General features: G+C 68.3%; 10 protein-coding genes. 8 read left to right on the top strand and 2 right to left on the bottom strand.

Going from position 1 to position 12,838, the window contains the following annotated elements; genetic code table 11:
* Positions 1-37: 37 nt before the first annotated feature.
* Positions 38-1,993 carry a bifunctional 5-dehydro-2-deoxygluconokinase/5-dehydro-2-deoxyphosphogluconate aldolase gene (locus WS57_RS25395; protein WP_059600879.1) on the bottom strand — a complete coding sequence of 652 codons (1,956 nt, stop codon included), beginning with the start codon at positions 1,991-1,993 and terminating at the stop codon, positions 38-40.
* A 318-nt stretch (positions 1,994-2,311) separates the two neighbouring features.
* On the opposite strand from WS57_RS25395, the gene WS57_RS25400 reads away from it, so the two are divergent.
* The 8 genes from WS57_RS25400 (at position 2,312) to WS57_RS25435 (ending at position 11,285) form a co-directional block, all read left to right on the top strand.
* Positions 2,312-3,238, top strand: a complete 927-nt coding sequence (locus tag WS57_RS25400) for a sugar ABC transporter substrate-binding protein (protein ID WP_059518299.1) — start codon at positions 2,312-2,314, stop codon at positions 3,236-3,238.
* Between the two features lie 67 nt (positions 3,239-3,305).
* Entirely contained in the window at positions 3,306-4,871 is a 1,566-nt protein-coding gene (locus WS57_RS25405) for a sugar ABC transporter ATP-binding protein (protein ID WP_069244991.1), read from the top strand.
* A 28-nt stretch (positions 4,872-4,899) separates the two neighbouring features.
* Positions 4,900-5,925, top strand: a complete 1,026-nt coding sequence (locus WS57_RS25410; protein WP_059518295.1) for an ABC transporter permease — start codon at positions 4,900-4,902, stop codon at positions 5,923-5,925.
* 67 nt (positions 5,926-5,992) lie between these two features.
* Positions 5,993-6,904 (top strand): sugar phosphate isomerase/epimerase family protein, encoded by a 912-nt coding sequence (locus tag WS57_RS25415; RefSeq protein WP_059600875.1) that lies wholly within the window; start codon positions 5,993-5,995, stop codon positions 6,902-6,904.
* 61 nt (positions 6,905-6,965) lie between these two features.
* Positions 6,966-7,979: a Gfo/Idh/MocA family protein gene (locus tag WS57_RS25420; protein WP_059600873.1), complete on the top strand. Its 1,014-nt coding sequence runs from the start codon at positions 6,966-6,968 to the stop codon at positions 7,977-7,979.
* A 30-nt stretch (positions 7,980-8,009) separates the two neighbouring features.
* Positions 8,010-8,936 (top strand): TIM barrel protein, encoded by a 927-nt coding sequence (locus WS57_RS25425; RefSeq protein ID WP_069244992.1) that lies wholly within the window; start codon positions 8,010-8,012, stop codon positions 8,934-8,936.
* Between the two features lie 32 nt (positions 8,937-8,968).
* Positions 8,969-10,141 carry a Gfo/Idh/MocA family protein gene (locus WS57_RS25430; RefSeq protein WP_069244993.1) on the top strand — a complete coding sequence of 391 codons (1,173 nt, stop codon included), beginning with the start codon at positions 8,969-8,971 and terminating at the stop codon, positions 10,139-10,141.
* Between the two features lie 265 nt (positions 10,142-10,406).
* Positions 10,407-11,285, top strand: coding sequence for a MurR/RpiR family transcriptional regulator (locus WS57_RS25435; RefSeq protein ID WP_059518285.1), 879 nt, complete (start codon positions 10,407-10,409; stop codon positions 11,283-11,285).
* Between the two features lie 28 nt (positions 11,286-11,313).
* Here the strand turns inward: WS57_RS25435 and WS57_RS25440 are convergent, their stop codons facing one another.
* On the bottom strand, positions 11,314-12,834 hold the full coding sequence (locus tag WS57_RS25440; RefSeq protein ID WP_059600868.1) for a CoA-acylating methylmalonate-semialdehyde dehydrogenase: 1,521 nt from the start codon (positions 12,832-12,834) through the stop codon (positions 11,314-11,316).
* Positions 12,835-12,838 lie beyond the last annotated feature (4 nt).

Below are 12,838 nucleotides of genomic sequence, written 5' to 3' on the forward strand. Positions count from 1 at the left end.
CGGTGAAGAGGAGTCGAATGGTCATCGCGGGGCAAGCTCAGGCCGCGGCGGCGCGGGCGGCATCGGCGCGGCGGCCGAGCCACGCATCCACCAGCCGCGCGAAATTGCCGGCGACTTCGTCGATCAGCGCCTGGTCGTCGATGCGGCCGGCGAGCCATTGCAGCGACGCGTCGGCCCACAGCGTGCGCCCGACCATGAAGCCCTTGACGATCGGGTTGGTCGCCGAGCGGAAACTGTCGACCAGATATTGCAGCGGCTGGTTCAGCCCGAGGATCACCGCGCCGCGGCAGTAGCGGTCGCGTTCGTCGATCAGCGCGGCGAGCCGCGTCCAGCCGTCCGCGCTCATCGGCGCGAGCTTCCACCACTCGGGCATCACGCCGAGGTTGTAGAAGCGCGCGACGGTGCGCAGCACCGCGTCGTCCTCGGTGCCGGCGGGCGTGACCGCGCGCGGCGGGATGATTTCCAGCAGCAGCTCGTTGCCGCTGGCACGGGTGGCTTCCCACAGCTCCAGCACGCGCTGCTCCTGTTCGACGCGCAGCGCGACGTCGTCGTCGGGGTGGTAGTGGACCAGGCACTTCACGACCTGTTCGGTCGGCCAGTGCACGAGCGCCGAGCCGACCGAGCGCGTGTCGTCGAAGCGCAGCGGCCGCGAGCCCGGCAGCTCGACCGGCCGGCCGACCCACCAGCCGCGCCCGGTGGCCGACGCGAGCGCGTCGCTGCCGTATGCGCCGCCGTCGATCAGCACGCCGACATGGCCTTCGATCCGGCGGTCGCGCTCGACCTGCTCGGCCGCACGCACCAGCAGGCGCTTGAGCGTCTTGATGCGGGCCTCGTCCGCGCCGGCCTGGACCGCCAGCTCGTAGAACTGGCTGCGGTGGTCGAACGCCATCACGCACAGGTCGTTCCATGCGCGGCGCGGCACCGTCACGCGATGCAGGTGCGCGAGCGTGCGATCGGCGTCGACCTGCGGATTGCGGCTGCCGCCGAACCAGTGTTCGAGTTCGGCCGGCGTCGGCATCGCGGCCGAACAGGCGTGGCGCGACACGACGATCGCGCCGCACGCGTTCGCGATGCGCGTCGACTCGGCCCAGTCGCGGCCGCGCAGCAGGCCCGACAGCAGGCCGGACAGGAACGCGTCGCCGGCGCCGAGCACGTTGAGCACCTCGACGCGCTCGCCGGGGAAGGTCGGCGCGTCGTCGATGCGCGCGGGGATCTCGCGCTCGATCACGCAGCAGCCGAGCGCGCCGCGCTTGACGACCAGCACCGCGCTGCTCGCGCGGCGCACGGCTTCGAGCGACGCGATCAGGTCGTGCGGCACGCCGCCCGCGATCAGGAATTCCTCCTCGGTGCCGACCAGCAGGTCGAACTCGCCGAGCACCTGCTGCAGCTGCCGCGTGACCTGGGCGTCCGGCACATAGCGGTTCTCGCCCGCGCCGCGCGCGGTCAGCCCCCACAGCACGGGCCGGTAGTCGATATCGAGGATCCGCACGACGCCGTGGCGGCGCGCGTAGCCGAGCGCGGTCAGCGACGCCTCGCGGGTGGCCGGCGTGGACAGGTGCGTGCCGGTGATCGCCAGCGCACGGCAGCCGGCGATGAAGTCTTCGCTGATCTCGTCGGCGCGCACGGCCATGTCCGCGCAGTTTTCGCGCACGAACAGCAGCGGGAAGGTGTCGCGGTCCTTCAGCCCGAGCAGCACCAGCGCGGTCAGGCGTTCCGGGTCGGTCTGCAGCTGGCTCGTGTCGCAGCCTTCGCGCGCCAGCGTGTCGCGCACGAAGCGGCCCATCTGCTCGTCGCCGACGCGCGAGATCATCGCGGTCCTGAGGCCGAGCCGCGCCACGCCGAACGCGACGTTGCCGGACGAGCCGCCGAGATACATCTGGAAGCTGCGCGCGTCCTCCAGCGGGCTGCCGTACTGCTGCGCATAAAGGTCCACGGCCACGCGGCCGAGGCAGGCGAGATCGATGGGGCGGTCGCTCGGAAAGTTCAGGCTCATGTTCACGTGTCACGCTCGCGGCCGGCGATCGGCCATGCCGGCAGATTAGGGGACCGACCGGCCGGGCGGCCGCTGCACGTCGATGCTGCACGACGCGAAGCGGCCTGCCGCCGGGAATCGGGCTACGGACGCAGTCTAGACTTTTTGGAAATCCAGTTCCCTAGGTGAAATCACGTAGAAATAAATTTCCAAATTCTCGGCGAAGTGATCTACAGTTCCATCCGGATGCTTCAGTCCGTATCGGACTCGATCGGACTCGGCCCGGCGGCGTGCAACGCGCCGCTTCCCGCCCCACGGAGATGAGGAGACAGATCGATCATGAAGACCAAGCTGATTGCCGTCGCGGCCGCCGCGATCCTGGCGACGCCGCTCGCGCATGCCGAGAAGATCGGCGTGACGATGGCGTCGTTCGACGACACGTTCCTGACCATCCTGCGCAACAGCATCGCCGACGCAGCGAAGAAGGACGGCGCGACCGTGCAGATCGAGGACGGCGGCAACGATGTCGGCAAGCAGTTGAGCCAGGTTCAGAACATGATCGCGCAGAAGGTCGACGCGATCATCGTGAATGCGGTCGACACCGACGCGACGCCGAAGATCACGAAGATGGTGACCGCCGCGAAGATTCCGCTCGTCTACGTGAACCGCAAGCCGGTCGATTTCGACAAGCTGCCGCCTGGCGTCGCGGTCGTCGCGTCCGACGAGAAGCAGTCGGGCACGCTGCAGATGCGCAACGTGTGCAAGCTGCTCGGCGGCAAGGGCGACATCCTGGTGCTGATGGGCGAGCTGTCCAACGAATCGGCGCGCGCGCGCACCAAGGACATCGAGGACGTGATCGCGACCAAGGACTGCTCGGGCATCAAGGTCGTCGACAAGCGCGAAGGCAAGTGGAGCCGCACGCAGGGCCAGGACATCACGATGAACTGGCTGAGCTCCGGGACGAAGTTCGACGCGATCGTGTCGAACAACGACGAAATGGCGATCGGCGCGATCAATGCGCTGAAGGCCGCGCGCAAGTGGACGCCGAAGACCATCGTCGCCGGCATCGACGCGACGCCGGACGGGCTCGCGTCGATGAAGAGCGGCGACCTGAAGGTGACGGTGTTCCAGAATGCGGCCGGCCAGGGCCAGCAGGCCGTCGCCGCGGCGCTCAAGCTCGCGAAGAAGCAGCCGGTCGACCGTTACGTGAACGTGCCGTTCGAGCTCGTGACGCCCGACAACATGAGCCAGTACGCGAAGCACTGACCGGCCGGCCCGCTGAATGGCGCGGGCCCGGCATGCCGGGCTCGCCCGCGACTTTCGAGGAACGTTCATGTTTACAGCCAGGATGGCGCGTCCAATGGCCAGCGAGGAGGCCCCGGCCGCTTCGTTCGTTTCACCTGCTTCGTCCGCTTCCGACTGCCTGCTCGAGGTGCGCGGCGTCGGCAAGTCGTTTCCCGGCGTCGTCGCGCTCGACGGCGTGCAGTTCCGCGTGCGGCGCGGCACCGTCCATGCGCTGATGGGCGAGAACGGCGCCGGCAAATCGACGCTGATGAAGATCATCGCGGGCGTCTATACGCCCGACAAGGGCGAGATCCTGATCAACGGCGAGCCGGTCGTGCTGAACGGCCCGCTCGACGCGCTCGACCGCGGCATCGCGATGATCCATCAGGAACTGAACCTGATGCCGTACATGACCGTCGCGGAGAACATCTGGATCCGCCGCGAGCCGAAGAACCGCTTCGGCCTGATCGACCATGCCGAACTGCGGCGCCGTACCGCGGCGCTGTTCGAGCGGCTGTCGATCGACATCGATCCCGACGCCGACGTGCGCACGCTGACGGTCGCGAGCCGCCAGATGGTCGAGATCGCGAAGGCCGTGTCGTTCGACTCGGACGTGCTGATCATGGACGAGCCGACGTCGGCGCTGACCGACAAGGAAGTCACGCACCTGTTCCGGATCATTCGCCAGCTGCGCGAGCAGGGCAAGGGCATCGTCTACATCACGCACAAGATGAACGAGCTGTTCGAGATCGCCGACGAGTTCTCGGTGTTCCGCGACGGCAAGTACATCGGCACGCACGCGTCGACCGAGGTCACGCGCGACGACATCATCCGCATGATGGTCGGGCGCGAAATCACGCAGATGTTCCCGAAGGAAGACGTGCCGATCGGCGACGTCGTGCTGTCGGTGCGCGACCTCGCCGTCGACGGCGTGTTTCGCGACGTCAGCTTCGAGCTGCGCGCGGGCGAGATTCTCGGCGTCGCGGGCCTGGTCGGCTCGGGACGCTCGAACGTCGCGGAGGCGCTGTTCGGCGTCGTGCCGGCCACCTCGGGCGAGATCCGGATCGACGGCAAGCCGGTGCGGATCGCGACGCCCGCGCAGGCGATGAAGCACGGGATGGCGTTCCTGACCGAGGATCGCAAGGACACCGGCTGCTTCCTCAATCTCGACCTGCTCGCGAACATGGAAGCGGCCGTGCTGCGCAACCGCTACGTGAAGTTCAACTTCGTGCGGCAGGCGCAGCTGAAGCGCGACTGCGAGGAAATGAGCCGGACGCTGCGCGTGAAGGCGCCCGGACTGCACGAGGAGATCCAGAACCTGTCGGGCGGCAACCAGCAGAAGGTGCTGATCGGCCGGTGGCTGCTCACGCAGCCGCGGATCCTGATCCTCGACGAGCCGACGCGCGGCATCGACGTCGGCGCGAAGGCGGAGATTCACCGGCTCGTCAGCGCGCTGGCGGCCAGGGGCGTCGCGGTGCTGATGATCTCGTCGGAGATGCCGGAAGTGCTCGGCATGAGCGACCGGATCATGGTGATGCACGAAGGGCGCATGACCGGCATCGTCGAGCGCAAGGATGCCGACCAGATTCGCATCATGGACCTGGCATCGCGCTGAGCCGAAACAAGCATTGGAGACAACTGAAATGGGCAACCTGAATCCGGTCGCGGACGCGCAGACCATGACGATCAAGGCGCGGCACGCGAAGTGGCCGCCCGAGCTGAGCATCTTTCTCGTGCTGGTGGGCATCAGCCTGTTCTTCGAAGCGATCGGCTGGATCGTGGTCGGCCAGAGCTTCCTGTTCAACGCGGAGCGGCTCGAGATCATCGTGCTGCAGATGGCGGTGATCGGCATCATCGCGGTCGGCGTGAACCTCGTGATCATCACCAGCGGGATCGACCTGTCGTCGGGCTCGGTCGTTGCGGCCGCGGCCGTCGTGTCGGCGAGCCTCGCGCAGGTGTCGGACTTCCCGCGCGCGGTGTTCCCGCACCTGACCGACCTGCCGGTGATCTGGCCGGTGCTGGCCGGCGTGTGCGTGGGGCTGCTGGTCGGCCTGCTGAACGGCTCGCTGATCGCGTTGACGGGCATCCCGCCGTTCATCGCGACGCTCGGCACGATGGTCGCCGCGCGCGGCTTCGCGAAATGGTTCACCAACGGGATGCCGGTGTCGATGCTGACCGACCAGTTCGCGGCGATCGGCGCCGGCGCGAATCCGGTGCTGATCTTTCTCGTCGTCGCGGCGATCTTCCACGTGGTGCTGCGCTATACGCGCTTCGGCAAGTACACGTATGCGATCGGCGCGAACCGGCATGCGGCCGTCGTGTCGGGCATCAACGTGACGCGTCATCTGATTCTCGTGTATGCGATCGCGGGCCTGCTGAGCGGGATCGCCGGCACCGTGACGGCCGCGCGCGCGATTTCCGGCCAGTCGGGGATGGGCGTGATGTACGAGCTCGACGCGATCGCGGCGGTCGTGATCGGCGGCACCTCGCTGTCGGGCGGCCTCGGGCGCGTGACGGGCACCGTGATCGGCGTGCTGATCCTCGGCGTGATGACGTCGGGCTTCACGTTCATCCGCATCGACGCGTATTACCAGGAGATGGTCAAGGGCGCGATCATCGTCGCGGCCGTGATCGCCGACCAGTATCGCAACAAGAAGCATCGTCGCTGAGCGTCGAGCTCGCGGGCCGGCCGCGCGAACGCCGCGCGGCCGATTCTGGATTCACCGGGAACCTTCGATGAAGATTGCACTGGACCCCTACATGATTCGCCACCTGCCGCTCGACCGGTTGCCGCACGCGGTCGCCGAGCTCGGCTACGACCAGATCGAGCTGTCGCCGCGCAGCGACTTTCTCGACTGGTGGGTGATGCCGCGCGCCACGCGCGAGCGGATGGCCGCATTCCGGCAGGCGCTGCGCGCGAGCGGCGTCGGCCTCGCGTCGCTGCAGCCGATGTATCGCTGGGCGAGCCCGTTCGAGGACGAGCGGCAATGGGCGGTGCGCTGCTGGAAGAAGGCGATCGAGGTCGCGATCGAGATGGAGTGCGCGCTGATGGTGTCGGAGTTCGGGCGCGGCGCGTCGCCCGAGCGCTCGGTCGGCGAGCGACCGGGCGCGAACCCGAAGGAAATGTGCGAGGCCGCGTGGTTCCGCTCGATGGACGAGCTGCTGCCGATCCTCGAGCGCGAGCGCATCGTGCTGTCGGTCGAGCCGCATCCGGAGGACTGGATCGAGCAGCTGCAGCCCGCGATCGACATCGTCACGAACCTCGGCTCGCCGGCGCTGAAGCTGTCGTACATCGCGCCGCACACGTTCTACTACGGCGACGACATGGCCGCGATGATCGCGCAGGCCGCGCCGATCCTCGCGCACGTGCGGGTGGCCGATACCTTCGATCACCGCAAGAGCAGCCAGCTGCGCTACATCGTGAACCCGCCGGGCTCGAACCAGATCCGCGTGCACCAGCACCTCGACATCGGGCAGGGCGAGATCGACTGGGACGTGTTCTTCCGCGCGCTCGGCGACGCCGGCTTCGACGGCGTGATGTCGTCGTGCGTGTTCGCGTGGGAGGACCGTGCCGACGCGTCGTCGCGCTACATGCGCGAGACGATCGGGCGCTACGTGGATCGCCATTTTCAGCGCACGGCGCGCTGAAGCCGACTCGTCGACGCGGCGCGCGCCGCGTCGTGAATGCATTGACCGACTGGAGACCCTGATGACCTTGCAAATCGGCGTGATCGGCTGCGGCGCGATCGGCCAGGACCATATTCGCAGGCTGACCCGCACGCTGTCCGGCGCGCGCGTGGTGGCCGTCAACGACATCGATCCGCAGCAGGCGCGCGACGCGGTGACGCAATACGGGCTCGACGCCGAGATCTACGGCGACGGCCACGACGTGATCGCGGCCGCCGACGTGCAGGCCGTGCTCGTCACGTCGTGGGGGCCGACCCACGAAGCGTTCGTGCTCGACGCGATCGCGCACGGCAAGCCGGTGTTCTGCGAGAAGCCGCTCGCGGTGACCGCCGAGGGCTGCATGCGCATCGTCGAGGCCGAACTCGCGCACGGCAAGCGGCTCGTGCAGGTCGGCTTCATGCGTCCGTACGACGAAGGCTATCGTGCGCTCAAGCGCGTGATCGACAGCGGCGAGATCGGCGCGCCGCTGATGCTGCATTGCGCGCACCGCAACCAGTCGGTCGGCGAGCGCTACACGACCGACATGGCGATCACCGATACGCTGATCCACGAACTCGACGTGCTGCGCTGGCTGCTCGGCGAGGACTACGTGAGCGCGCAGGTCGTCTATCCGAGGAAGACGCGCCACGCGTGCGCGCATCTCGCCGATCCGCAGATCGTGCTGCTCGAGACCGCGAGCGGCGTGCGCATCGACGTCGAGATCTTCGTGAACTGCCAGTACGGCTACGACATCCAGTGCGAGGTGGTCGGCGAGCAGGGCATCGCGAAGCTGCCCGATCCGCCGGCCGTCGGGCTCAAGCATGCGGCGCGGCAGTCGGTCGAGATCATGACCGACTGGAAGGCGCGTTTCATCGCGTCGTACGACGTCGAGCTGCAGGCGTTCATCGACGGCGTGCGACAGGGCGTGCTGACCGGGCCGTCGGCGTGGGACGGCTACGCGGCGGCGGTCGCGGCCGACGCATGCGTGCGCGCGCAGCGCAGCGGTGCGGTCGAGCCGATCGCGATGGCCGAGCGTCCCGCGTTCTATCGCGGCTGACACCCGAGGAATCCTGCCGGACAGACCGACATGACGATGAAGATAGGTTGCGCGCCGTGCTGCTGGGGCGTCGACGACGTGAATAACCCGCATCTGCCGCCGTGGCGGCACGTGCTTGCCGAGGCCGCGCAGGCCGGCTATTCGGGCATCGAGCTCGGGCCCTACGGCTACATCCCGCTCGAACTCGACGTGGTGAGCGCCGAGCTGGAGCGGCAGCGTCTGAGCATTACGGCCGGCACGATCTTCGACGATCTCGTATCGCCGGAGAACCTGCCGAACCTGCTGCGCCAGACGCGCGACATCTGCGCGCTGATCACGCGGCTGCCGAAGCTGCCGACGCAGCCCGGGCAGCGTTACGCGGCGCCGTACCTGGTCGTGATGGACTGGGGCCATGAAGAACGCGACTACGCGGCCGGCCACGGCGATCGCGCCCCGCGGCTGCCGGAGCAAGGCTGGGCCGCGATGGTCGACCACATCCGGCAGATCGCGACGCTCGCGCGCGACGCGTTCGGCGTGCGCGCGGTGATCCATCCGCACGCGGGCGGCTACATCGAGTTCGCGGACGAGATCGACCGGATCGTCGCCGACATCCCGGCCGACACGGCCGGCCTGTGTCTCGACACGGGCCACCTGTACTACTCGGGCATGGACCCCGAGACGTGGCTGCGCCGCCACGCGGCGCGACTCGACTACGTGCATTTCAAGGATATCGACGCGGCCGTGTACGACGCGGTGATGGGCGAGCACATCGCGTTCTTCGCGGCCTGCGCGCGCGGCGTGATGTGCCCGATCGGGCAGGGCGTGCTCGACTACCGATCGATCAGGCAGGCGCTCGACGACATCGGTTACGCCGGCTATATCACGATCGAACAGGAGCGCGATCCGCGCAATGCGGGCACGAGCCTGCGCGACGTCGCGGCAAGCCGCGCGTTTCTCGCATCGGCCGGTTTCGCCTGAAGACCCGACTACGGACAAGGAACGACACAATCATGATCGACGGACAGATTCTGCTGGGCCATTCGATTCCCTGGGGCATGGTCGGCGGCGGCCTCGGCAGCCAGATCGGCTACAGTCACCGCTCGGCTGCACTGCGCGACGGCAGCTTCCGGCTGGTGGCGGGCGCGTTCGACATCGATCCCGAACGCGGCCGCCAGTTCGGCGTGAAGCTCGGCGTCGACGGCGAGCGCTGCTATCCCGACTACCAGACGATGTTCGACGCCGAGGCGCGGCGCGAGGACGGCATCCGCGCGGTGTCGATCGCCACGCCGAACAACACGCACTTCGAGATCTGCCGCGCCGCGCTGAACGCGGGGCTGCACGTCGTGTGCGAGAAGCCGCTGTGCTTCACGACCGCCGAGGCCGAGGCGTTGCAGCGGCTGTCGGTCGAGAAGAACCGCATCGTCGGCGTCGCATACGGCTACTCGGGCCACCAGATGATCGAGCAGGCGCGCGAGATGATCGCGCGCGGCGATCTCGGCGAGATCCGCATCGTGCAGATGCAGTTCGCGCACGGCTTTCACAGCGAAGGCGTCGAGGCCGCGAGCGCGGCCGCGCGCTGGCGCGTCGATCCGAAGTTCGCGGGGCCGAGCTACGTGCTCGGCGATATCGGCACGCATCCGCTGTACATCTCCGAAGTGATGGCGCCCGCGCTGAAGATCAGGCGGCTGATGTGCTCGCGGCAGAGCTTCGTGAAGAGCCGCTCGCCGCTCGAGGACAACGCGTTCACGATCATGGAATACGACACGGGCGCGATCGGCTATGTGTGGTCGAGCGCGGTGAACGCGGGCTCGATGCACGGCCAGAAGGTGAGGGTGATCGGCTCGAAGGCGAGCGTCGAATGGTGGGACGAGCATCCGAACCAGCTGCGCTACGAGGTGCAGGGGCAGCCTGCGCAGGTGCTCGACCGCGGCATGCCGTACCTGCATCCGCACGCATTGCGCGAAGACCGCATCGGCGCCGGGCATCCGGAAGGGCTGTTCGAGGCGTGGTCGAACCTGTATGCGCGCTTCGCGGCCGCGATGGATGCGGCCGATCGCGGCGACACGGCGACGTTGCAGGGCATCCGCTTTCCGGACGTCCATGCGGGCGTCGAAGGCGTGCGCTGGGTCGAGAACTGCGTGCGCTCGGCCGACGCGGGCGGCGTGTGGGTCGACTATCGCTGAGCGCGGCCGGGCCGCCGTGCCTCGGCCCTGCGCGCGGGTCCGGCATCGGCGATCTTTACGGCGCCGCCCGCGCGGCGGAAAATCGTTTCCAGCCACCGTCGTGGAGTGAGTGCAGGTGATGATCGAGCGCATGGGAGCGACGGCGCGGCGCGGGCCGCGCCGCAAACGTGATTAAATTCGCCCTCCATGCATGTATCCATGCCGAGTCCCGGCCGCGCCCGCCCGTATCGCGCGAAGACCGGGGCCGTCAACTTCGCGCTATCCGATGAGTTCATCCGAGAAACCTCCCGCCACCGTCGAGCAGTTCCTGCAGCGCCTGACGCAGGAGTACGACGGCCTCAGCAATCGTCTGAAGGTCATTGCGCGCCATGTCGAAACGCATCGCGACCAGCTCGGCCTGGAGGGCATCCAGTCGCTCGCCGAGGCGTGCGGCGTCCAGCCGTCGGCGGTCGTGCGCTTCGCGAAGCATTTCGGGTTCTCGGGCTTCTCCGAGATGCAGCGGGTGTTCCGCGACGGGCTCGCGCAGCAGATCGCGCCGGGACGCGCGTACAGCCTGCGGCTGCGCGACGTGATCGAATCGGGCTCGTCGAGCCTGCAGCCCGAGCAGATCGCCGACGAATTCATCAAGGGCAGCATTGCCGGGATGCAGCAGTTGCGACAGACGCTCGACGCGCAGGCGCTCGCACAGGCCGTCGACCTGCTGGCCGACACGCAGGCGATCTGGATCGCCGGTTCGCGGCGCGCGTTTCCGATCGCCGTCTATCTGGACTATGCGCTGCAGCACACTGACAAGCGCATCGGCCTGTTCAGCGCGCTCGGCAGCATGCATCTGGGGCAGATCCGGTCGGTGCGGCAGGGCGACGTGATGATCGTGATCTCGTTCATGCCGTATGCGGAGGAGACGGTGCAGGTCGCGCAGCAGGCCGTGCAGCGCGGCGCGCGGCTGATCGCGATCACCGACAGCCGGATGAGCCCGCTCGCGCGGGAGGCCGAGGTGACGCTGATGGTGCAGGACAGCGAGACGTTCGGCTTTCGCGCGCTGACGGCGACGATGGGCCTTGCGCAAAGCCTGTTCGTCGCGCTCGCGTACCGGCTCGAACTGTCCTATCTGCCGACCGCCGACGGCACGAAGGCGGCCGGCTGACGCCCGCCGGGCCGGCGGGCGCGCCGCGTTACTTGGCGGTCGGCATCGCGAATTCGGCGCCCTTGCCGATGCTCGACGACCAGCGCTGCATCACCGACTTCTGGCGCGTATAGAAGCGCACGCCTTCCTCGCCGTACGCGTGCATGTCGCCGAACAGGCTCTTCTTCCAGCCGCCGAAGCCGTGCCATGCCATCGGCACCGGAATCGGCACGTTGATGCCGACCATGCCGACCTGGATGCGCCGCGCGAACTCGCGCGCGATGCCGCCGTCGCTCGTGAAGCACGACACGCCGTTGCCGAATTCGTGCGCGTTGATCAGGTCGACCGCCGCGCCGAAGTCCTTCACGCGCACGCAGCCGAGCACCGGCCCGAAGATCTCTTCCTGGTAGATCCGCATCTCGGGCGTCACGTGATCGAACAGCGTGCCGCCGGTGAAGAAGCCGTGTTCGCGGCCGGGCACCTTCAGGCCGCGGCCGTCGACCACGAGCTGCGCGCCTTCGCTCACGCCCTGTTCGATATAGCCCTCGATGCGCTTCAGCGCTTCGCCGGTGACGATCGGGCCCATCTCGACTTCGGGCGACATCCCGTCGCCGATCACGAGCTTGCGTGCACGCTCGGCGACCGCCGGCACGATCTTGTCGGCCACGTCGCCGACCAGCACGGCGACGCTGATCGCCATGCAGCGTTCGCCGGCCGACCCGTACGCGGCGCCGATCAGCGCGTCGACGGCCTGGTCGAGATTCGCGTCGGGCATCACGACCAGATGGTTCTTCGCGCCGCCGAGCGCCTGCACGCGCTTGCCCGACTGCACCGCGCGCTGCTGCACGTAGGCCGCGATCGGCGTCGAGCCGACGAAGCTGACCGCCTGCACGTCCGGATGGTCGAGCAGCGCGTCGACCGCGCCCTTGTCGCCCTGCACGACGTTGAACACGCCGGCGGGCAGGCCGGCCTGCGTGAGCAGGTCCGCGATGAACAGCGCCGCCGACGGGTCGCGCTCGCTCGGCTTCAGCACGAAGGTATTGCCCGTCGCGATCGCGACCGGGAACATCCAGCACGGCACCATGCACGGGAAGTTGAACGGCGTGATGCCGGCGACGACGCCGAGCGGCTGGCGCATCGTCCAGTTGTCGATGCCGGTGCTGACCTGGTCGGTGAAGTCGCCCTTCAGCAGTTGCGGCACGCCGCATGCGAACTCGATGATGTCGATGCCGCGCGCGACTTCGCCCTGCGCGTCGGAGAACACCTTGCCGTGCTCGGCCGTGATGATCGCCGCGAGCGTGTCGCGGTGCTCGTTCATCAGCTGCAGGAACCGGTGCAGCACGCGCGCGCGGCGGATCGGCGGCGTCGCGGCCCATTCCGGGAACGCCGCATTCGCCGACGCGACGGCGCGCTGCACCTCGCTGTCGTCGGCCAGCGCGACGCGGCGCACCGCGCGGCCGAGCGCCGGGTTGAAGACGTCCTGGAAGCGGCCGCTGCGGCCGGCGACGGCAGCGCCGTCGACATAGTGGCCGACGTCGGCGTCGGACGTGAACGCGGGAACCGGATGCATCGTG

It is taken from the genome of Burkholderia pseudomultivorans, from assembly GCF_001718415.1.
Lineage (GTDB): Bacteria > Pseudomonadota > Gammaproteobacteria > Burkholderiales > Burkholderiaceae > Burkholderia > Burkholderia pseudomultivorans_A.

Bases quoted from the DNA above. Each gene is read 5' to 3' on its own strand.
- WS57_RS25440 (WP_059600868.1), bottom strand. From the start codon at position 12,834: ATGCATCCGGTTCCCGCGTTCACGTCCGACGCCGACGTCGGCCACTAT.
- WS57_RS25405 (WP_069244991.1), top strand. From the start codon at position 3,306: ATGTTTACAGCCAGGATGGCGCGTCCAATGGCCAGCGAGGAGGCCCCG.
- WS57_RS25420 (WP_059600873.1), top strand. From the start codon at position 6,966: ATGACCTTGCAAATCGGCGTGATCGGCTGCGGCGCGATCGGCCAGGAC.
- WS57_RS25425 (WP_069244992.1), top strand. From the start codon at position 8,010: ATGACGATGAAGATAGGTTGCGCGCCGTGCTGCTGGGGCGTCGACGAC.
- WS57_RS25415 (WP_059600875.1), top strand. From the start codon at position 5,993: ATGAAGATTGCACTGGACCCCTACATGATTCGCCACCTGCCGCTCGAC.
- WS57_RS25400 (WP_059518299.1), top strand. From the start codon at position 2,312: ATGAAGACCAAGCTGATTGCCGTCGCGGCCGCCGCGATCCTGGCGACG.
- WS57_RS25430 (WP_069244993.1), top strand. From the start codon at position 8,969: ATGATCGACGGACAGATTCTGCTGGGCCATTCGATTCCCTGGGGCATG.
- WS57_RS25410 (WP_059518295.1), top strand. From the start codon at position 4,900: ATGGGCAACCTGAATCCGGTCGCGGACGCGCAGACCATGACGATCAAG.
- WS57_RS25395 (WP_059600879.1), bottom strand. From the start codon at position 1,993: ATGAGCCTGAACTTTCCGAGCGACCGCCCCATCGATCTCGCCTGCCTC.
- WS57_RS25435 (WP_059518285.1), top strand. From the start codon at position 10,407: ATGAGTTCATCCGAGAAACCTCCCGCCACCGTCGAGCAGTTCCTGCAG.